The sequence below is a fragment of the uncultured Albimonas sp. genome (genome assembly GCF_963977235.1).
GTDB lineage: Bacteria > Pseudomonadota > Alphaproteobacteria > Rhodobacterales > Rhodobacteraceae > Albimonas.
The window spans coordinates 44,127-68,767 of record NZ_CAXBOD010000010.1; the positions used below are offsets into that span (position 1 = coordinate 44,127).

Here is a 24,641-nt window from a genome sequence, read left to right on the forward strand (position 1 = left end):
ATGTCGTCGCCGTTCAAGCCGCAGGAGGCGGGCTCGCTTCCTCGTCTGCCGTTCAACCGGGGGGTGAGGGCCAGGCTTCGACACCGCGATCCGCGACGCCTTCGACGACTGGAGGCGGCGGCCCGCCGCCTGACGCTCGACCCGCTCGAGCCGCGCATCCTGCTCAACGCCGACGTGCTGGCGCTGGACGTGGGCGCGCTGTTCCCCGACCGACGCGACGCCGACCTCCTGGTCCGCATGCACGAGGAAACCCGGCGCGAAGGCGAAGCGACCGCCGTCGTGCAGCGGGTCGAGGTGCTCGACCGCGAGGGCGGCGCGCTGCTGGCCTTCGGCGACCTCTCCGAGATCACCGCGCTGTCGATCCTGGGCGGGGAGGGGGACGACTCCGTCTTCGTCGACGCGGCCTCGTTCGGGGACGCGGGCGTGCCGGCGCTGTCGTTCGACGGGGGCGCGGGCTCGGACCTGCTGGGTTTTGCGACCGCAGGCGACATGCTGTGGACCATCGACCAGCTCGACGGCGGCTCGGCCAGCGACGGGCGCGGCGCGGTCAGCTTCACCGGGGTCGAGCGGCTGGAGGGCGCGGCGGGCAACCAGGACGAGTTCGTCGTCGTCGAGGCCGCCAACATCTCGGGCGGGATCGAGGGCGGCGAGGGCGGCTTCGACACGCTGACCTTCGAGGGCGACGTCGGCGCCCTGCGCTACGACGTCGACGGGCCGCAGTCGGGCACGATCTGGCGCGACGCGACCGGACTCGCCTTGTCGGGCTTCGAGCCGATCGTGATCGTGGACACCGCCGCCGACCTCGACGTGGTGCTCAGCAACGGCGCGGATCCCGACGCGAGGCTCAGCTGGGACGGATCGCTGTTCACCCTCGACGGGTCGAGCTTCGAGCTGATCACCTTCAACGTCACCGACTCGATCCGCATCTCGGGCGGCGAGGGCGTCGACTTCCTCGAGATCGAGAGCTTCGATCCGAACTACACCGGCTCCCTGCTGGTGGAGGCGGAATCCATCCTGATCGCCGAGGCGGCGCACGTCGGCGCCAACGGCGCGATGAGCTTCGTGACGCTGGACGCGACCGCTTCGGACGCCGCGACCTCCGGTTCTGGCGCGGCCTCGGCCTCGGCGACCGCCTCGGTCGTGGTGCTGGGCGACATCACCGCCTCGGGCGCGGTGACGCTGAGCGCGGAGGCGACCGCGCACGCCACGCTCTCGGGCTCGGCCTCGCCGGCCCAGACGGCGGGCGCCAACGCTTCGGCCACGGTGCAGGTGGGGGCGAGCTCGACAATCCGGGCCGGCTCGCTGAGCCTCTTGGCCAACACCGCCAACATCATCGACGCAGAGGCTACCCTGGGGCTCGGCGGGATCGACGCGACGGTGGTCGCGATGACCCGGGCCGAGGTTCTGGGCGGCGCGACGCTCGAGGTTTCGGGCGCGGTCTCCGTCTCGGCGGCCAACGTGACCACGGTGGATGTGGACGTCGAGGCGGGGGTTCTGTCGGACGTCACCGGTTTTGACGTGCTGTTCGCCAACGTTGACATGACCCGTTCGAGCGTGGCGCGGATCGGCGACGGCTCGGCCGAGGTCCTGGTCGGCGGGCCCGGCGCGACGCTGGGCGGGGCGCTGAGCATCAGCGCGAGCAACGCCGGCGCCATCGGCGTGCGGGTCGCCTCGACCTTCGTGGGCGTCACCGGGCTCGACGTCTCCCAGGACAGCGCCGTCGCGCGGCTGGCGATGGCCGACGTGGACATGGGGTCCGTCTCGCTGATCGCGAGCAACGCGACCCTCTACGAGACCGAGTCCAAGGTCTCGGGCAACGACGTGACCGGCGCGACGCGGGCGAAGATCGTGAATTCCGACGTGGTCTCGGGGGCCGGCGTCTCGGCCACGGCGACCGATTCCGCGCGGGTCCGCGTCACCTCGGCCGGGCTCGAGGAAGATATCGACACGATCCTCGACACCGTGGTCGAGGTCGGCCTGGGCCTGCCCGACGTGACCTTCGAGGTCGCCGCCGCGGTCAACGAGGTCGCGCGCGACGTCGAGGCGTCGATCTCGGGCTCGGAGGTCGCGGCCCGCGACGGGGCGGTGGAGGTCGATGCGACCAACGAGATGACGCTGATCGCCACGACGCAGGTGATGGCGATCTCCAACAACTCCGACATCGACCTCACGGCGCCCAACATCGGGATCTCCTTCGGGGGGGTGCTGGCCTCCAACGAGATGCGGGGCGACGTGCTGGCCTTCATCGCCGCCTCGGGCGTGCGGGCGATGGGGACCGCGGGCGACGTGAAGGTCCGCGCCAGCAACGCGCAGCTGGTCACCGCGCGCACCGACGCGACCCAGAAGGTCATCGGCGGCTCCAACGTGGCGGGCGGCGTCGCGGTGGCGGTGAACGTGCTGGGCCGCGACGTGACCAACATCGCCGGCCAGGCGGTGGACGTCTTCTTCGGGACCGAGCTGGGCCTGTCGGGCGAGCCCGCGCTGACCCAAGCCTATATCGAGTCCTCGGACGTGAACGCCGATCGCGACGTCGAGGTGGCCGCCGCGTCCGACATGCTGATCGACGCCGTCACCTCCAACGCGGCCGAGTCCAGCGCCGGCGGGACCGACGGCGATTACCTCTATGGCGCGCAGGGCATGGGCGCGAGCGCGGTGATCGCGTTCAACGTGCTCGAGGGCGCGACGCTCGCCTATATCGACGACGCGGCGACCGCCGACGTCGATCTGGGCGCCGACGGGGTTACGCAGACGCAGGCCGGGCGGGACGTGAGCGTCTCGGCCGTCGACGTCTCGGCGATCCTCTCGGAGGTGACGCTGGTGGCCAGTTCGGCCACCTCCTCGGACGGCGGGCTGACCCAGATCAACGAGACGCTGGGCCTGTTCCTCGACAGCGACTTCGTGGTTTCGGGGGCGGGCGATCCGGACACGTTCGGCACGGGGGGCACGGCCGACGTGACCTCGGTCGATCTCGGCTTCGGCGACCGGGTGCGGCTGACCCGCGGCTACGAGGCGGCGGGCGACGGCGCCGGCGCCCAGGGGCTGATCTACCGGTTCATGGGCGACGCCGCGAGCGGCGTGAACCTCGACGAGACCGACTTCACCAACCTCGACCTCTGGCAGGAGGTTCCCGAAACCTCCACGATTCCGACCGGTTACAATCTCACATCCTCGGATTCCATGGCGCTGGGCGCGACCCTCTCGCGCAACCAGATCGACGTCGAGACCGAGGCCCGGATCCTGCGCGGCGACGTGGTCGCCGAGCGCGACGTCAGCGTCTCGGCGACACAGGACGCCGACATCGAGGCGGTGCTCGACACCAGCGTCGAGTCCTCGGGCGGCAGCGTCTGGGGCACGGGCGAGTCCGTGGCGGGCAACGGCGTCCTCGCCTTCAACTCGGTGCAGAACGAGGCCACGGCGCGGGTCGAGGACGGCTCCGCCACCGCGGGGCGCCACGTCTCGGTGACCGCGGCGAACGACGGGCGGCTGGCGGCGGAGATCCACAACGCCACCACCTCGGGGGCGGACGCGGTCGGGATCGTGGTCGCGTTCAACACCGTGGGCTACCGGCCGGGCGACATCGTCACCCAGGCGCTCGACACCTACTACAAGACCGACATCGCCAGCGAGGACCCCTCGGACGTCACGGCGCGGGTCTCGGGCTTCGCGATCCACGCCGACGGCTCGGTCGCGGTCACCGCGCAGAACGCCGCGACCCTCGACGCGACCATCGACACCCGGGCCAAGGCCGACGCGGCCGCCTTCTTCGGCGCCAGCGGCTTCGCGGCGACGGGGGTGATGGCCTCGAATCGGATCTCCGCCTCGGCCGTCGCCGAGATCGTCGAGCTCGAGGGCGCCGCGATGGGCGTCGTCGGCAGCCGGACCGAGGACACGCCCGACGCGAATTTCCTCGACGACGTCACGGTTTCGGCGACAGACGCGGTGCTGCTGAAGACGCGCACCGACCTCGACACCACGGTCAAGAAGACCAACGACCTCGGCGCCGGGCTGATCAACGACTTCGCGCAGAGCCTGCTCGACAATTACGAGTACACCGACGAATCCGGCCTGCAGACGCTGGAATTCGGCGACCGGGTCTGGGTCGGCAGCGACGTGCCGGGCGAGGAGAACACCGGCCAGCTCTATCGCTGGATGGGACCCGACGGGACCGCGCTCGATCTCGGCGCGCTGCCCGCGGATCGGGCCTATGACGACCCCGACTGGTGGAAGGCCGTGGACGCGACCAACGTCGTGCCGGGCGTCGTCGCCTCGTCGCTGATGAAGGCGCTGGACCTGTCGGCGGGCGATTCCGAAGCGCTGACGGGTCTGGTCACCCGCAACGAGGCCACGGGCGGCGCGCTCGCGCGGGTCGAGAACATCGACATCGTGGCCACCGGCGACGTGACCGTCACGGCGACCGAGCGGGCGACCCTGTCGGCGATCGAGACCTCCTCGATCGCCGCGGTGAAGGCCACGGGCGGCATCCTCGCGATGAACGAGCTGAATTCCTCGGCCGAGGCGAAGGTGGTCGACAGTTCCCTCGACACCACGGCGGGGACCGAGGGCGACATCACGATCTCGGCGCTGAACCTGGCGGCGCTCGACGCGAAGGTGCTGACCTCGATGACCGCCACGACCGAGGGGGCGGCGGCCACCATCGCGCTGAACGCGGTGGGGTTCGATTCCTCGATCCTGTATTTCCAGGTCTTCGACGCGCTGCTCGGCTCGGACTACCTGCTCGAGAAAACGCCGGCCTCGGCCACCGCCACGGCGCTGAACGCCGACCTGCTGGCCAGCGGCGACGTCTTGGTCACCGCCGACAGCCGCGAGACGCTGTTCGAGTTCGACAGCGCCGAGGTCGAGGCGACGGCCCAGGCGCTGGATGACGCTGGGACCGCCGAGGGCGATTCCGACGACGAGGATGGCGACGCCGCGATCCTTGGCGCGCTCGCCGACCGGTTCGCCGCCGAAGGGATCGAATTCGACGCGCAGGGTCTGAGGGTCGAGACGGTCGAGACGGGCGCCTTCTGGTTCGTCACCGACGCCGAGGGCCGGGCCTGGCAGGTCAAGCGCGACTTCGGCGCGCTGGCGGGCGACGCCTCGGACGACGTTCTGACGGTGGCGCTGGTCAACATCGTCAACGCCCGCGTGGGCAATGAGGTCGCCCAGGAGGTGACCAACAGCAAGGTCCTTGTCGACCGCATGCTGGCCCAGCAGAAGCTCGACAAGTCCAAGGACACCGACAAGAAGCTCAAGTACGGGTCCAACGGCCAGGCCTCGGGCGGGGCGCTGGCGACGAACCGGATCAACTCCTCGACCTCGGCGGTGATCACCTCGGTCGGCCACGACTTCGAGTCCTCTCAGACCGTGGACGCGCTGCGCACGGGCGACCGGGTCCTGCACGGCGGCCAGGTCTACGAGTATGTGGGCGAGGACCAGGCTCCGGTCGAAAGCTTCGACTACACCAGCCGCACTCGCCTGCTGGCGGTCGACGGGCCGATCACCGTGCGCCTTCACGAGGATGCGGGCGGCTTCGCGCAGGGCGACATCCTGCGCTACGACGGCCCCGGCATCGCCGCCGAGCCCACGATCGCCAGCGACGCGAGCCCGGCAAGCCTCGCGACCGGCGCCCTCGTCGAAGTGGCCGCCGACACCGGCGATTTCGCCGCTGGCGCGCTGCTGCGCTACACCGGCGACCCGGTTGCGGCGCCCGACATCGCGGCGCTGCTGGTCTCGGCCCCCGGGGACTTCGAGGTCTATGACGGCGAGGATCTGAGCGCGCTGATCGCCGATCACGCCGCCGACTGGACGCAGATCAACGCGCCGATCGCGGTCAACCTCGCCAACGGGGCGCAGAGCTACGCCACGAACGACGACTGGCGCGCGGCCTCGGTCTTCGGCGGCGGCACACTCGAGGCGGGCGGCGCGGTCACTGTCGACGCGGTCGACAGCGCCAACGTGGTGGCCAACATCTCGCTCGATGTCTCGTCCTCGGTCTCCAACAACGTCGACGGGCTGGTCGGAGTGGCGGTCGAGCTGCTGAGCGCCGACTACGACTACACCACCAATTCCGGCGCGCAGACCGTCACCGAGGGCCAGCGCGTGCGCGTCGCGACCGAGCATGGGGGCGAGGCCGCCCTCAAGACCCGGGTGTTCGAGTGGCAGGGCCCCGCGCCGCTGGCCGTGACCGACTGGGACGCGGTCGACTTCGGGGCCGGCTGGGTCGACGTCACCACGCTCGACGACGTGCTGGCCGACGCCTTCCCCAATGTTGGGAACCTCGCCGACAGCAACTCGCGCGCCGTGGGCGGGCTGATCGCGCTGAACGACGCGCGGGGCGAGGTGTTCAGCGCCGTGATCGGCATGGACGTCGAGGCCGGCGGCCCCGTCTCGGTCACCGCGCAGGCGCAGACGGCGATCCTTTCGACGCTGCTCTCCAACGTCTCCTCCTCGGGCGGCAGCGCCTGGGGCACGGGCGAGAGCCTGGCCGTGAACGGCCAGATCGCCACCAACCTGGTGCAGAGCCAGGCCGAGGCGCTGGTGCTCGACAGCGAAATCGCCGCCACCGGCGCGGGCGCGCTGGGCGACGTCACGGTCGCCGCGCGCAACGCCGCCACGCTCGACGCCACGCTGGCGCCCTCGACCAAGGCGGGCGACACCGCCGTTTCGGTCACGCTGGCGTTCAACACGCTGGGGTGGGAGAGCTCGAACGTCCTCTTCAGCCTCGTCGAGACGGTGCTGACCGATCCGCTGATCTCCGAGGAGCTGCTGGGCGGGCTGACCTATTCCTCCGCCCGCGCGCAGGTGCTGAATTCCGACATCGACGCCGCCGGCGCGGTCGCCGTGACCGCGGAGTCCGATGAGCTGCTGAACGCGACGCTCTCGAACTCCACCGTCTCGGAGGCCTCCGCCCTGAAGGGGGCCGAGGGCAAGTCGATCGGCTTCGCCGTCGCTTCGAACAAGATCGCGGGCAAGGCGGTCGCGGCGATCGACAATTCCGGCGCGGCGGCGGGGACGCAGGTCTCGGGCGACCTCGGCGTCTCGGTGGTTGCGCGCGACGACATCCTGGCCTTTGCCAACACCAAGCTGACCTCGGACAGCTCCACCTCCAACGACGGCGGCGCGGCGGTCTTCCAGGAGACGCTGAACGACCTGACGCCGGCCGACTGGGTGGCCACCGACGACGCCCAGAGCGTGTTCCTCCAGCATGGCCAGCTGGTGCGCCTGTCGGACGACTTCTCCGGCGCGGGCGAGGCCGGCAAGGTCTATGTCTGGATGGGCGACGACGACGTCGAAACGGACCTGGCGGGGGCGACCTACACCGATCCGAACTTCTGGAAGGAGTTCGCGCTCTCCTCGATCGTGCCGACCGGGTTCAACGTCTCGGATTCCAACTCCACCGGCGCGGCCGGGCTGCTGGTCTACAACGAGCTGCGCGGCGGCGCGACGGCGCGGGTGATCGAGGCGGAGCTGCGCGCCTCGGGCGGCGCGATCCTGGTCGAGGCGGTCGAGAACGCGCGGATGGAGGCCAGGACCGACTCCATCGCCTCCTCCTCGGGGGGCAGCGCGCTGGGCGAGGGGACCTCGCTGGCGGTCAACGGGGTCATCGCGACGAACCTGCTGCTGGCCTCGGCCGACGCCTCGGTGGCGGACTCCGATCTGACGGCGGGCGGCGGCGCGGATGGCGACATCACGGTGCGCGCGACCAACACCGGCGAGCTGATCGCCGAGACGCTGGCCGACACCTCCACCGGCGACACCGCCGTGGGCGTGTTGATGGCGATCAACAGCGCCGGCTGGTCGCCGACCTCGCGCTACCTGCTGGCGCTCGAGGCGCTGATCGGATCGCCGGAGGTCTCGGACGCCGAGTTCACCGACAGTTTCGCGGGCGAGCAGCCCGTCTCGGCCACCGCGCGGGTGATCAATTCGGACCTCGACGCCTCGGGCGCGGTGCTGGTCGAGGCGACCAACACCTCGCTGATCGACGCGGACACCTCGGGGGACGCCACCTCCTCGGCCGGCGCGCTGACCGGCGCCTCGGGCAAGGCCTTCGGGGCGGTGATCGCCTACAACCGTCTGTCGTCCGAGAGCCGCGCCATCCTCGACGTGGCCGACTGGCGCGAGGGCGACGGCAAGCGCTGGGCGCGCACGGGCGAACGGTTCGAGACCGAGGCCGGCGCGATCTGGGAGCTGACGGGCGAGGACATGCGCGTCGACTTCGACGGGTTCGACCCGTCCGCGGACGACGACTGGACCCTGGTCGCGGGCGGCGCCGCGCAGCGCAACGACGTGGACGGGCACGAGGGCGTGACGGTGTCGGCGACCGACTCCGCCACGCTTCAGGCCGACAACACGATGGAGGCGATCACCACCGTCTCCAACGACGGCGGCATCTCGACGGCGCTGGGCGCGCTCGACAGTCTCGCCAACGAATACCAGTTCACCCAGAACTCCGGCGAGCGGCAGATCCGCTTCGGCCAGAAGGTGCTGCATGCGGCGGGGACCGAGGATCCGGCCGACGACACGCTCTACATGTTCGTGGGCGAGGATCCCAACGACGCCAGCGACGACACCGACGGCTATGTGACGGTCGACCTCGCGACCACCGACTTCACCGACGAGACCCTGTGGAAGGAGATCGATCCCGTTGATCTTGCAGGGATCTTCGGGATCCTCAACGACGTCGGCTTCAACTTCAACATCTCCGAGAGCGACGCGACCGCCGCGGGCGGGCTGATCTCGCTCAACGACCTGCGGGCGGATACGGACGCCATCGTGGGGCGCTCGGACGTGGACGCGAGCGACGGCTCCATCGCCGTGACGGCCACCGAGACCGCGACGGTCGAGGCGACCAACACCGGCATCGTGAAGGCCGACGGCGGCTCGGTCTTCGCGGCGGGCGAGGAGTCGAGCACCGTGCTCGCGGTCAACGCGATCATCGCCACCAACACCGTGCTGGGCGAGGCCCGCGCCATCGCCCGCGACGCCGCCATGACCGCGCTCGACGCCGCGGGCGGCGTCGACGGGGGGGATCTGACGGTCGCGGCGACCAATGCCGCGACCATCGAGGCGACCACCACGACCACGACGCGGGTGCAGGGCGGGGGCGGCGATTCCATCGGCATCGGCGTGGCGCTGGCCTTCAACTCGGTGGGGATCGCGCCGCAGAACGTGCTGTTCAACACCGTGGACGCGCTGCTGGGGACCTCCATCGGCGACGTCGACCGGGCGCGGGCCTATGCGGCCATCGAGGGCGGCTCGGCCGTGGCCGACGACGCGCTGAGCGTGACCGCGACCAACGCCGGGACCATCGAAGCGCAGGTCGAGAACACCGTCATCGTGACCTCGGTCTCCATCGGCTCGAGCGAGGACGAGAAGGCCATCGCGGTGGCCCCTATCGTGACGCTGAACCGCGTCGCCTCGGGCGCCGTGGCCAACGTGGTCGAGGCGGACGAGCTGCGCTCCAACGCCGGCGCGATCACCGTCAGCGCGGCCGACGCCGCCACGATCCGGGCCGAGGTTCTGGCGGCGTCGGCCTCGGTTTCGCTGAACCTGGGGTCGGGCAAGTCGCTCAGCGTCGCAATCGCGGCCTCCATCGCGCGCAACCAGATCGACGCGCTCGTGGATGCGGCGATCCTCGGGACAGGGACGGACGCGCTTCCGATCTCGGCCGCAGGAGGCGTGTCTGTGCTCGCCTCGCAGGATGCCAGCGTCACGGCGGTGGTGCGCGCGGTCGCGGCCTCGGTCTCGGTCGGCGGCGGCGGGGCCTTCGGGGCCTCGGGCGGGGGGGCGATCTCGGCCAACGCGATCCAGGGCGCGACGACCGCGCGGCTGGTCGACAGCGTGGTGCAGGCCTCGGCCGTGAGGGTCGACGCGGGCAGCGCGGCCGTGATCGACTCCGACGTGCTGGCCGCGGCGGTCACCGCTTCGGGCGGGCTGAACAACACCACCGCGGTGGCGGTGGGCCTGTCCATCGCCGAGAACAACATCGGCTTCGGCACGGTGGCGGTGGAGGACTCCGACATCCTCGCGCCGGCCGAGGTCTTCGGCTCCGACGAGACGGTGGCGCTGGAAACCGGCGACGTGGTGCGCATCGTCGGCGACTTCCTGCGGCTGGGCCAGGTGTTCGAGTTCGTGGGCGAGACCCCGCCCGAGGACGTGGACCTCTCGCTGCAGGACTATTCGAACCCCGACCTGTGGAAGCGGATCGACATCGCCCGCAGCGGGCTGGTCACCCAGGCGCTGATGGAGAACACGGCGCTGCTCGACAACGGCGCCGCGGACGCGGACCTGGCGGTGGAGGCGACGGGCGATCAGTCGATCTCGGCCTCGGTTCTGGCTGCGGCCGGCGCGGTGGCGGTGGGGCTGGGCGGCAACGCCGCGGCGGTCTCGGCGGCGGGCGTGTTCGCGCGCAACCGCATCGGCTCGGACGTCTCGGCGCGGGTCTCGGGCGACGATGCGCCGGGCAGCGCGAGCGACGGGATCGTGGTCTCGCGCGCCAGCGTGAGCGCTGAGGACACCTCCTCCATCGGCTCGCTGGCCGGGGCCGCGGCGATCTCGGTCGCCATCGGCTCGGGCAACGCCACCAGCGTCGCCATCGGCCTCTCGATCGCGATGAACGAGATCGAGAACGACGTCTCGGCCGAGATCGTGAACGTGGCCGCCTTCGAGTCCGCCGGCACGGACGCAAGCGACGACGTGACCGTCGCCGCAACCACCCGCGGCGGCGAGGTGACCACCATCGCCGCGGGCGACCTCAGCCTCACCGCGGCCGAGCTGTATGACGCGGCCGAGGAGACCCCCGACGACGACTCCACCGCAGGGACCGACGAATACCAGGACGACGCGGATGGGGACGCGCTGGCGCTGGCGGCGCTGACCGCCGACCTCAGCGCGGCGGGGCTCGACATCGCCCCCTCCGACATCCTGCGCTTCGCGAAGGCGGCGGATGACGCGGGCTGGACCCTGATCACGCTTGACGGGGTCGTGCACCGGCTGAGCCTGTCGGACACCGGCGACCTTGTGGTGGAGCGGGCGACCGTCTCCTCGGTCTCGGCGGCCGCGGCATTTGCGGCCTCGATCTCCGGCGGCAATCCGGTGGCCGTTGCGGGCGCGGGCGCCTACTCGCAGAACGTGATCAACTCCACCACCTCGGCGCTGATCGAGAACAGCGATCTCGACGTCGAGGGCGATGTCAGCGTCACGGCGCAGAACGCGGCCTCGATCCAGGCGCTGGTGGTGGCGGCCTCGCTGTCGTTTGCGGGCGGATCGGGCAACGCGGTCGGGGCCTCCATCGGCGTCTCGGTGGCGCGCAACTTCATGGGCAGGGAGCGGGACGGCGGTTCCGCCGCATCGGGCGTCTCGGCCGAGATCGTGGACAGCCGGGTCGACGCCGAGGGCGCGCTGGCGGTGTCGGCGAGTTCCACCCAGACCATTGAATCCATGGTCGTGGCGGGCTCGGTCGCCATCGCCGCGGGCGGGGGCAACGGGATCGGCGTGGCGGGCTCGGGCGTCGTGGCGATCAACGAGATCGACAACGACGTGCGCGCGGCCATCTCGGGCGACGACGGCGGCGCGAGCCCGGCGATCGCCGCCGACAGCATCACGGTGGACGCGGACGACGCCTCGGCCATTTCCGCGCTGGCGGCCGCGGTCGCGGTGTCCGGGGCCTTCTCCGGCGGCGCCTCGGTGGCGGTGTCGCTGGGCGTCTCGGTGGCGATGAACACCATCGAGGGCGCGACCGAGGCGGTGATCGAGACCCTCGACGCGGGCCTCGAGGCCGAGACCGGCCTGGTGCGGGTCGAGGCGACGGACAGCTCCGAAATCACCGCCCTGTCGGCCGCCGCGGCGGTGGCCTTCGCGGTGGGCGGCACGGCGGGGGTCAGCATCGCGGGCGCCGGCGCCTGGTCGGAGAACACGATCCTCTCGGACGTCCGGGCGCTGGTCGACGGCTCGGACGTGGAGGCGGCGGGCGACGTGACGGTGCGCGCGGAGTCCCTCGGCGAGGTGACCGCGCTGGTCGCCTCGGTCGCCTTCGCGCTGGGCGTGGGGGGCACGGCGGGCGTGGCCCCGGCGCTGGGCCTCTCGGTCGCGCGCAACTTCATCGGCTTTGGCGAGCGGACGGTGGCGGGAACCCCCATCGGCACGTCGACCTTCAACTTCTCCACGCTGGCGCTGGAGGCGACCGAGATCCGGCTGGGCGATCTCGCGGCCGCCGACCACGCGGGCGCCCCCGCGCCGACGCTGGTCGAGATCTCGGACGGGGTGCGCGAGGGCGACGTCTACGAATACGTGGGCGCGGACTACGACGTGCTCGACCAGGAGAACGAGGATCTGTTCGACCGGCGCAACGACGTGGTGCGCCTGCAGGACCTCGATTTCGGCAACCCCGACGCCTGGAAGCTGGTCAGTCGCGGGGCCGCGCCGGGCGAGGTCTCGGCGCTCGTCAAGAATTCCTCCATCGAGGCGGGCGGCGCCCTGAGCGTGGACGCCGACAGCGCGCAGAGCATCGTCTCGGCCGTGCTCGCGGCCACCGCGGCGGTGTCGGGCGGGACGGTGGGCGTGGGCGTCTCGGGCGCCGGCGCGGGGTCCGAGAACCGCATCGCCACCGACGTGATCGCCGCGATCGACGGCTATGTCGGCGAAACCGACAGCCCCGACGGGACCACCGAGATCATCGCCGAGGGCGTCTTCGTCGAGGCCAACGACGATTCCTCCATCGACAGCTTCACCGGGGCGGCCGCGATCTCGGCCTCCTTCGGCGGCGTGGGCGTGGGGGTGTCGCTGGGCGTCGCCGTCTCGATCAACGAGATCGCCAACGACGTCACCGCGCAGATCGTGGGCGTGCGCCACGTGGACGCCGGCGCCGGGGGCGTTTCTGTCGTGGCCAAGAGCCCCGAGACGGGCGCCGCCCCGCTCGATGTCTCGGGCCTGGCGTTGCTGCCGACCGGCTACGGCCTTGTCGCGCCGACCTATTCCGACGACCCCGACGAGGATGACGGCCGCCTGCCGGAGGACCCGAGCGCGGCCGACTATCTCGACAACGTCGCCACGCAGGACGTCTACGCCGACCAGGACGACGACACGGCCGGCGTGCAGGACGGCTCCGGCGCCACCATCGCCGGCGCGGTCGAGGGCGAGCAGACCGCCGCCGACGCCGCCCGCGACGCCATCGTGCTGGGCGCGGTGCGCGACCTGCTGGCGGCCGCGGGCGCGGAGATAGAGGGTTCGGTCCGCCTCGCGGTGATCGAGGCGGGCGAGGCCTGGGTCGTCGTGGACGAGCGGGGGCGCGCCTGGAATCTGTCTCGCGACGGGTCGGCCTTCACGGCCGAGCGCGCCTCGATCAACGCCATTTCGGCGGCCGCGGCGCTGGCGATCTCGGCCGGCGGGCTGGGGGTGTCGGTGGCCGGCGCCGGGGCGGTGTCGATCAACTCGGTCCTCTCGAGCGTGGACGCGCATATCGCCGACGTGGGCCGCGTTGACAGCGACGGCGGGGTCGAGGTGACGGCGCAGAGCGCCACCGGGATCAACGCCGCGGTGCTGGCCGCGGCGGTCTCGGTCGCGGCGGGCGGGGGCGCGGTGGGCGTCTCGATCGGCGTGGGCGTGGCGCGCAACTTCCTGGGGCGCGACATCGACGGCAATCTGGCGGCGGGCGCGGGCGACGTGACCGCCTATGTCGCCGACACCAGCCTTCAGGCCGACGGCGCCCTGTCGGTGCAGGCGGAGGCGGAGCGAACCATCCGCTCGGTCCTCTTCGCAGGCGCGGCCGCGGCTGCGGTCGGGGGCTTCGGGGTCGGCGGCGCGGGCGCGGGCGTCAGCGGGCTCAACCAGGTCTCGAGCAACGTCGACGCCTGGATCGAGGGCGACGGCGCGGGCGCCTACGGCTTCGAGGAGGGCGTGAGCGCGGGCTCGGTCGAGGTCTCGGCCGAGGAGGTCTCGCGCATCGAGGCCGCCACGGCCGCGGTGGCGGTCGCCGCGACCCTCGGCTACTCGGCGGGCGTCTCGATCTCGATCTCCGTGGCGCTGGCCGAGAACGAGATCTCCGGCGGCGCCCATGCCGAGATCCGCAGCGCGAGCGTGATCGCGCACGACGGCGGCATCGTTGTCGAGGCCGACGACCGTTCGACCGTGCGGGCCTTCACCGCGGCGGCCTCCTTCGCGGCCGGGTTCTCGCTGGGCGCAGGGATCGCGGTGGCCGGGGCAGGGGCCTCGGCGGTCAACACCATCGCCACGACCGTCAGCGCGGACGTGACCGACGCCAGCCTCACCGCCGAGGGCGGCTCGCTGGGCGGGGGCGACATCCGGGTCGAGGCGACGAGCGAGGCGAGCATCGAGGCGCTGGTGGTCTCGGCGGCCGTGTCGCTGGGCGTGGGGCTGGCGGGGGTGGGCGTCTCGATCGGCTCGTCGCTCGCGACCAACAGCATCGGCGACGGGACCACGTCGGGCGTCTTCGCGCGGGTCTCGGGCAGCCGGATCGACGCGGACAACGACCTGACCGTGCGGGCCGAGGCGGACGCCGCCATCGACGCGGACGTGGCGGGCTTCTCGGTCGCCATCGCCGGCGGCTTCGTGGGGGCCGCCTCGGCCACCCAGGTCACGCTCGCCGCCAACGCCATCGCCTACGCGGTCGAGGCCTCGATCGAGGATCAGCTCGGCGAGGGCATAGCGGCGCGCGACGTGACGGTCGAGGCGATGGACGACGCGCAGATCGACTCCTACGTCGGCGCCGCCTCCATCGCAGGCTCGGCGGGCGCCTTCGCGGGCTCGATCTCGATTGCGGTCGCCGAGGCCGCGAACACCGTCGCGAACTCGGTCGACGCGACCGTCAAGAACGTCGAGATCGAGGCGCGCGACCTGACCGTGACCGCGCTCGACGAGGGCGAGATCCGCGGCGCGGGCGAGGCGGCGGCCGTTGCGGTCGCCATTGGTCTGGGCTTTGCCATCGCGGGGGGCGGCGCGCGGATCACCGCCACCTCCGACACCGACGTCACCGCCTCGGTGGACGGGGACGGCAAGCTCATCGACGTCTCGCGCGACATGCGGGTCGAGGCCGAGAGCCAGGCCTGGGGCGAGGGCTACACCGGCGTCGCCTCGGTCTCGCTGGGGCTGGTCTCGGCGGCCGCGAGCGGCTCGGAGGTGTTTGTCGACGTGCTGGGCGACGTGACGGCCGAGGCCATCGACGCCACGTTCGAGGTCGACGACACCCTGAAAGTCCACGCCGACAGTCGTGCCGGGGGCGCGGCCGAGGCGCGGGGCTTCTCGGTCTCGAGCGGCCTGTCGATGGCGGGCTCCGAGGCGGACGTGGACATCGCGTCGAACGCCACCGCCACCCTGGGCGGGACGGTCGCCGGGGGCGAGGCCACGGTGCGGGCGCGGCTGCTGACCTCCCACCACGGCGACAACGCCTCGGCCGTCTCGACCGCTTCTGCGGGCGGGCTGCTGCTGGGGGCGAGCTCGACCGAGGCGGACGCCCGCGTCACCGGCGACGCGCACGCGAGCTACGCCGGCGGCACGATGACGGCTGCCGATGTGCGCATCATTGCCAAGAGCGACCTGTCGCTGGGCGCGGACGCCTCCGCCTCTGCGGGCGGGCTGATCGGCGCAGGCTCGGCCATCGCCAAGACCCGGGTCGAGGTCGACACGATCGCGCGGATCGCGGACGGCTCGACCGTCACCGCGCAGACGCTGGAGATCACCGCCACGGGCGACGAGTCCCAGGTTCTCGACGTGACCACCGGCTCGGGCGGGCTTGTCGCGGGCGCGGCCGGCTCTGCCGAGACCGACACGCTGGGCGAGACCCGGGCCGAGATCGGGGACGCCGACATCGACCTGACCGGCGAGGGCGCCGGCAGCCTGATCATCGGCGCCGCGCATGGGTCCCACTTCTCGGCCGAGATCGACGCGGTCTCGGGCGGGATCCTGGCGGGCGCGGGCGCGGAGGTGGAGCACGACGTCGTCTCGACCGTCATCGCCAGGATCGGCGCCAACGCCGACGTGGACGCGAAGTCGATCGAGATCACCTCGGCCAACACCGCCGACAAGCCCGACGTGGGCGACAACATCGAAGGCGACACCGGGGGCCTGGCCGCCGGCGCCTCTGCCGACAGCGACACCGACCTGACCTTCGTGACCAAGTCGATCATCGGGACCGACGCCGAGGTCGACGTCGCCAACAGCGCCTTCGATCCCGGCACGCTGACGATGTCGGCCTACAACGAGATCGTGCACCACGACACCGTCAACCTGTGGACCGCGGGCGCGCTGTCGGGCGCGGGCGCGACCTCGCTGCTCGAGACGAAGTCCTTCCAGGCGCGGGTCAAGATCGCAGAGGGCGCCGACGTGGAGGTCGAGGGCGACGTCGACCTGACGGCCAACGCCTCGAGCGAGATCTACATCAAGTCGAACTCCGAGACCTATGGCGCGGCCACCGTGGCGGTGGGCGTGGCGCAGGCCGACATCCGCCCCTCGAACGAGGTGGTGTTCGGCGACGACGTGGATCTGATCGCGGGCGGCGACCTGACCGTCTCGACCGGCGGGGACGAGGACCTGCGCGCGGACTCCCACACCATGGAGGTGCGCACCGACAACTTCGCGGGCTCGGCGATCCCGATCAACAACCTGACCGCCAACGCCTTCCTGCTGACCGACAACACCGTCGACATCGGCGCAGACTCGACGCTCGAAAGCTACCAGAACATCCGCATCGTCGCCGAGGACACCGGCATCGCCAACCTGATCGCGCGGGCCAAGGGGGTGAACTGGGCCTCCTCGATCGCCGACGGGATCAACAGCCTCTCGGGGACCGAGGAGCTGTTCTCGGGCGCCGCCACCTACGAGGCCTACGGCAAGGTCCGCAACGACGGCGAGCTGAAGACCGGCGCGCAGCGCGCCAAGTTCCTCAAGCTGGTCGACATCGTGGACAACGGCGCGAGTGGGCCTTCGGGCTCGTTCAGCGAGGATGCGGCCTCGGCCGAGGCCGCCGCGGCCAACGTCACCGTGGTCACCGAGGCGCCCGGCCAGGGCGAGACCGAGATCGGCTTCACCGTCGAGGTCGAGGCGGTTCAGTCGAGCCTCGAGAAGTCCTGGCGCGACGCGATCGAGAACCTCAACCGCTACAAGATCCCCGACACCAACACCGCCGACCCGAACGACTATGTCGACCAGGACCTGGTCGACTTCTACGAGGCCGAGATCGCCCGCCTCGAGGCGCAGATGCTCTCGGAAGGGGTCGCCGAGGAGGTGACCACCGGCGCCGGCACGGTGATCCAGCCCATCGAGCAGTATGCGCTGACCATCGTCGTCGACCCCACCGTCGCCCAGGCCGGCACGGTGCAGATCTTCGGCGACCAGCTCTTTGGCGCGGGGTCCTTCGACACGCCCGGCGACGCCTCGATCGAGATCGTCAACGACACCTCCGCCTTCCTCAAGATCACCACGCTCGAGATCCCCGAGGTGAACGGCGGCGTGTTCTTCATGGGCGCCGAGGTCAGCCGCGCGGGCGGCCTTGCGGCGATGAACAGCGCCATCGACGCGATCAACCAGGCCGCGGTCGACGAGGACAACCGCCTGAACCTCGCCGGCGAGGCCAACCAGGTGCGGGAGGACGCGGACTTCGCCTCGCTCAACGCGCCGACCGCGGACTCCGGCGCGCCGGTGATCTCGGTGCGCAACACGCTCAACCTCGCCACGCTGGACCCGCAGCCCGAGACGCTGCCGCCCTGGCCCGACATCACCGTCGCCGGGCTCGAGGTCACCGACGAGGACGGGCTGACCCAGATCGAGGGCATCCGCAACCTGCGCGGCGACGTGATCCTGTCGACCGCCGTGCCCGGCGGCAACGGCGACATCGTGGTCACCGCGCCGATCGTGGCGGCCAACCTGTCGATCGCGGCGGGCGGCAGCTTCTTCCTCGAGGGGGTGACCTCGTTCTCGGTCGAGGGGGAGCCGTCGTCGAACTGGCTGCCGCTGACCTCGCCCGACGGGCTGTTCGCAACCACGCTGGCGGGCACGATCCCCGCCGACGGGCAGGGGCTGAGCACGGACGAATACCTCGCCTTCACCGGCTCGCCGGCGAGCCCGGCCGAGGACACGGCGCAGAACCGGGCGATCTACGACTCGGTCGTCACCCTGCTCGCGTCCTTCGGCCAGGAATACGCCTACGACTACGAGGAGTTCCTGCTGTTCGTGCTGGGCACGCCTGCGACCCCGGCCGCGAACACCGGAGCGACCCCGGCCCAGAAGGCGGCGTTCATCGCGCAGCAGCTGGCGGCGTTCAACGACTACATCGACACGATCAACGGCGCGGGCTACGCCGAGGACGCCGAGCCGGACCTGCTGGCCGACCGCATCTCGATCGACGCCGAATACATCAACATCAACGGCATCATGCAGTCGGGCAAGGCGGACTACGCCCTGACCCTGACCGCGGACGTGAAGCAGCAGATCCTCGACTATCGCGAGGACGGCGCGACCGGCATCAAGGTCCTCGACGTCGACAGCGACGATTTCCTCGTCCGCTACGACACCGCCACCCAAGAGGTGCTGATCGAGGAGCTGACCCCCTCGGGCGGCTTCATCGACCTGACGGGCCACATCCTCAACACCCACCGCGGCGAGATCCGGGTGTTCGGCGGCTACGCCGACGTCCTGATCACCAACGACATGGAGTTCGGCGACGAGCCCGACGTGGATCTCGTGATCCAGCGGCTCGACATCGAGAAGGGCGGCCAGGGCACGCTGATCATCAAGGACAAGGCCAAGGGCGAGATCACCGGCCAGGTCGAATACATCGACGACGACGGCGTCGTGCAGACCCAAGAGGCCACGGTTCCCTTCACCACGATCTACCAGCTGCAGGACGACGGCACGATCCAGGTCAACGAGACCCAGACCCCGGGCACCGACAGCTACGCGCGCGGCGCGATCCCCGACTACGATCCGCTGGAGGGCTGGCGCTATGGCTGGTCGGTGGCGCTCGAGGCGCGCGAGCGCACGGTGACCACCTACGCCACCGCCACCTGGCTCGACATCGACTTCCTGGTTCCCGATCCCGACGACATCGTCTCGGGGCCCTCGGTGACGCCGCTGGGGCCGGCGACGCTGGTGCCGGACTCCAATTACTTCGCCTTCAAGCCGGATCAGGTCGCCGACCCCTACATCCACTCGGAGACGGAATCGAACCTCTCCGATCCGGTGACGACCGAGCGGCGGTGGACGACCTCGACCTGGTACGGGAAGAAGACCTACTACACCGAGCAGACCGAGACCAAGTTCACCTCGACCGTGGACACGCACTCGATCAAGGCCGACTACCCGATCGACATCGACTTCATCGGCAATGACCGCGGCCGGGTGACGATCTTGGGCAACGAGGCCGACGTGATCGTGCGCGGCCCGATCGCCAACGCTACCGGCGACACCTACATCTCGTCCGACCGCACCATCACCTCGCAGGGCGAAGCGGCCCGCGTGGGCGGCGAGAACGTCGAGCTTCGCGGCGACCTGGGCGTGGGCGTCGCCCCCGACCGGGCCCTGCTGCAGGCGCTGGGGATCGAGTCTCCCAAGGCGGCGGCGGCCATCGTCCCGCTGCTGCGCACCGACGTCACCGACGGCGGGCCGGGCAGCCTGACCGCCGTCTCGACCCACGGCGACGTGGCGATCTACGAGCTCGCCAATTCCGTGGGCGGCGTCGTGGGCGGCGCGCGGGTGGCCGAGATCACGGCGGCCGGCGACGCGGTCCTGGTCTCGCAGGGCGACATCCAGGCCGCGAACGGCGGCCGGGTGACGGGCCAGGCGATCACGCTGGCGACCGAAACCGGCGGCATCGGCGCCTCGGGCGCAGGCAACCGGCTGGAGATCGACGCGGGGACCTCCGAGTCCTCGAAGCTGAACGTGGACGCGGCCGCGGGCGCCTATCTCGAGGAAGTCTCGGGCGACCTGACGATCGAGAACCTGATCGCGGGCGGCGACATCGAGCTGATCGCCCCGGCCTCGATCTTCGACGGCGACAACTCGGTCGAGACGGACGACCGCGCCGTCTCGACCCTGCGCTCCACCGTGTGGGGGGCGTTGGACCTGACCGGCGACGCCGACGGCGACGGGCGCAACGACAAGGTCGACGAGGCCATCGCCGCCAGGCAGGCCGCGAAGACCGACGAGTACAACACCTACTGGAAGTGGCGGGGCGAGCAGGCGGATCCCAACATCTTCGACCCCACGCACCCCTCCTACGACGCGGGCGCGCGGCTGGAGATCGAGCCGACCGAGCTCGCCTCGCTGCAAGCGTTCTATGCCGAGCAGGCCGCCGACCTCGACGAGCCCATCCTTGATCCCGCGGACGTCGAGGCCTATGTCGCCGCGGCCATCGAGACGCTGCGCGAGTCCCGCACCCAGCGCTACCGGGTGCTGCTCGAGACCTGTGGCGGGGAGACCGCCGCCTACGATCCCGATTACGCCTACACGCTGACCGCGCAGGAGCTTGCCGAGCTGGAAGGCGGAATCCGTCTGTGGACCGAGGACGAGCTGATCAACGCCATCGGCGCGGGTCTGCTGGCCGAGGTTTCCGACACCGTCACCACCATCGAGGACGCCAACATCGTCGGCGTGAACGTGTGGATCGAGGCGGGCGGCGACATCGGCCGCACCTCGGGCTCGGAGATCATCGACATCTCGGGCGGCGCCTCGCTGAGCGAGGCGCAGCGGGTGCTGCTGGGCTCGGCCGAGCGCAACGACCTGTTCTACGGGACCACCGGGCGCTACACGACCGAGGTCACCTTCCGCGCCTCAGCCGGCCCCAACGGCGAGGACCAGATCGAGCGCAACGACGGCGCCGCCTGGGCCTCCGACCTGACCGAGGGCATGGTGATCCAGATCGAGGGCGCCACCGCCAACGCCACCGAGGAAGGGCCGTTCTACACGATCAAGTCCGTCTCCGGCGACGTGATCACGCTGGACGAGACCCGCACCCGCATCGCCGGTTTCGACATCGTCGAGGTCACGCTTTCGGGCATCGCGCTCGATCCGCGCGGGGTCTCGGCCGAGGTCTCGGCGACCGTCTCGGGCGGCGACACGATAGAGGGATCCGCGGGCGATTTCAACGCCTTCAAGGCGGGCATGAAGGTGCTGATCGTCGGCGGCCCGGCGGCCAACGAGAACGACTCGGAGTCCCTCCATGAGGTGGAGTCCGTCTCGGCCGACGGCGCCTCGCTGGTCCTCAAGGGCGCGCCGCTGAGCAACTTCGGCGCCGCGCAGACCTTCGTCGTCGACCAGTTCGTCGAGCTGACCTACCTGCAGATCCAGCAGCGCGAGGACCTCGACGTCACCGTCTCGGGGCAGATCTCGGGTTCGGCGGGCGGCGAGTTCTACATCGGCTCGCAGAGCGGCATCGACCTCGGCGCCCTCTCGGCAGGCGAGAGCGCGCGGGTGAAGGCCTCGGGCGACCTGACCAACGGCAGCGACGACGGGACCTGGAACGTCAACTCCGGCGACCTGGTGCTCGAGTCCGGCTCGGGCGGCATCGGCACGCGGGAGGCGCCGGTCCTGCTCGACCTGCAGTCCGACGCGACCCTGACCCTGCGCGCCCAGGACGACATCTTCGTCGAGGAGCTGGACGGCGACATCAACCTGTTCACCGCCTTCTCGCTCGAGGACGACATCTCGCTGGTGGCGCAGGGCTCGATCCTGGACGGCATCGGCAACGAGCTGATCAACATCAAGGCCACCCATCTCGACCTGCGGGCCGGCGGCTCCATCGGCACGTTCCTCAACCCGCTCGAGATCGAGACCCGGGGCGACGCGACCCCCTCGACCATCGGGCTGCTGACCGCGATCGCCGGCGGCGACATCGTGCTCGCCGAGACCGAGAGCGCGATGAACATCCGCACCGTCCATTCCTCGGGCGGCGACGTCAGCCTGCTGGCCTGGGGCTCGATCCTCGACGCGGTCGATCTGAGCGACCCGAGCGATCCCGACAGCGCCGAGCTCTACAGTCCCTCGACCCTGCCGCGGGCGGACGTGACGGGCGGCTCGATCTTCCTGACCTCGCTCAGCGGCCAGATCGGGGCGGCGGGCAATCCGCTGGATGTCGATACGCGGGCGGGGGCGGGCGGCGTGCTCGACGTGCGCTCGGACGAGAATCTCTACCTGATCGAGACCAACGGCGACCTGACGCTGGGCTCGGTCGAACTGACCGGCACGGGGGACCTCGGCGCCTTCATCGTCGCGACCACCGGCTCGATCAACGCCGGCGACCCGACCTGGAGCGGGCGCAACATCCTCGGCGACGCCTTCTATCTGGTGGCGGCCCAGGACATCGGCGCGCAGGGCGCCCCGATCCTGGCGCGCATCGACCTGCTGCAGACCCGCTCTGTGCAGGGCTCGACCCATGTCGCGAACGACCAGGCGCTCGAGGTCGACGACTGGGCGCTGGGCGGACTGACCGCCGGCGCCTTCGCCGACCCCACCGCGGTCGGCCAGATCGCGGGCGGCGACATCGTGATCTCGGCCGCCTCGCCGATCACGATCAGCGCCGATCAGACCTCGACCTCGGCGCCGGCCGCCGGCGTCGCCACCTCGGGCGGGGACATTGTCATCACCGCCAGCGATTCCGCCGATGCGGAGGCCGACTTCGTGCTGATTGCGCCCGGCGTGACGGTCGAGGCCGACAGCGGCTCGGTCCTGATCGAGGCGGGCGACGACGTCACCCTCTCGGCCGGGGCGCGGATCCTGGCGCGCGACGACGTCGCGATCGAGACGGACGCGGGCGACGCGGACCCCGCCACGGGCGACGCGCTGAGGATCTTCGGCGACATCGTCGCCTCCACCGGCGATGTGACGCTGCTGACCGGCTCGGCCTCCGACCTGGTGGTGGTGGCCGCGGCCGCCTCGATCACCGCCTCGCGCGACGTCTCGCTCTCCACCCGGGGGGGCGAGGACGCGGTGCGCATCGTGGGCGCGCTCGAGGCGGAGACGGGCGACGTTTTGATGTCGCTGGGCGATGCCGACGACACGCTGGACGTCACCGGAGAGATCTCCGCGGGCGAGGCGATCACGATCCACGGCGGCGCCGGCGAGGACCGTCTGAGCTTCACGCAGGCCACGCTCTCGGCGCCCGGAATCCATATCGCGGGCGAGGGCGGCGAGGACCTGATCGAGCTCGACGAGATGCGCGACATCGACGGGGCGGCGACCGTCTTGGGCGGGGCGGGCGACGACCTGATCTTCATCGATCGCCTGTCGACCCAGGACGCCGACGACAGCCTGCGGCTCGACGGCGGGGCCGGGGCCGACGACATCCTGATCCAGACCCACGGCTCGATCACCGGGCGCGACGCGGGCGTGGACTACGCCATCGACGTTTCCGACAGCGGCGGGCGCGGCGACGGGGCCGACGCGATGGTGGTCCGCGGCACGGGCGAGAGCGACATCTTCCTCTCGCGCGCCAACTTCGTGGCGCTGATGCACGGCACGCCCGACCAGGCCCGCGGGCTCGAAGGGGCCGGCGCGCGGCCCGCGACGGTCGAGCGGATCAACTACGACCGTTCGATCGACGGCCGCCTGACGCTCGAGGGGCTGGGCGCGGACGACCTGTTCGTCTCCGACGACAACTCGGCGATCATGACGCTCGACGGCGGGGCCGGGAGCGACGACTTCCAGATCGGCCAGATCTTCGGGGTCGAGCCGATCGCGGGGAACATGGGCGTCGCGGCGGGCGATGACATCGCCTCGACCCGGATCACCCGCGGGTGGCTGTCGAGGGGCATCTCCTACGCCACCGTGATCTACGGCGGCTCGGGCGCCGACATCTTCAACGTCTACTCCAATCAGGCCGTGCTGCGGATGGAGGGCGAGGCCGGCAACGACACCTTCGTGGTGCGCGCCTTCGTCAAGCTCGCCGACGGCCAGACCACGGCCGAGATCCGCTCCCAGATCGCCGCGGGCGCGGGCGACGACCAGATCGAGTACAACATCAACGCCCCCGTCGACATCGACGGCGGCGCGGGCTTCGACACCGTCGTCGCGCTCGGCTCGGAGTTCGGGGACGAGTTCGTGATCACCGAAGACGGCGTCTTCGGCGCGGGCCTCAACGTCACCATCTCGGGCGCCGAGGAGTCGATCGAGATCGACGGGCTCGAGGGCGACGACACCTTCTACATCCTCTCGACCGCAGAGCAGGCGGTGACCAGGATCATCGGGGGCCTGGGCTCGGACAGCTTCAAGGTCGCGGGCGACGTCACCGGCGAGATCGTCTCGGCCGAGGTCGACGGACGCGCCGGCCTGATCAACCACGCCACGCACAGCGAGGACGCGGACTGGGACGGCGTGCCGGTGGACGGGCTGGGGACCACGGTCGCGGACGCGACGCTCGGCGTGGTCCAGATCAGCCAGGAGAATTCCGACGGCTTCGCCGCGGTCTCCGAGGAGGGGCGGACCATCGACGACTACACCGTCTCGCTCGCCGTGGCGCCGGTGGCGGCGCCGGTCTTCGTGACCGTCTCGGCCGCGCGGTCGTCTTCCGAGGATCGCGACCAGGTCCTGCCCTCGGTCTCGCCAGCCTCGGTCAGCCTCTCGGCCTACGGGATCGCGCGGGGCGACGGCGGCAGCTTCCTCGACGACGGGTTCGACCGCTTCATGTCGGTGCGCCTGAC

Annotated in this window: 1 protein-coding gene (only partly in view); it reads left to right on the forward strand. The window is 71.1% G+C overall.

Annotated features, from left to right (window positions below):
* Positions 1-24,641, forward strand: partial view of a calcium-binding protein gene (locus tag AAC134_RS08035; protein ID WP_339948555.1) — the 5' portion only. 8,035 nt of this gene lie beyond the right edge of the window; 24,641 of the gene's 32,676 nt are visible here — the first part of the coding sequence; its start codon is at positions 1-3; its stop codon lies beyond the right edge, outside the window.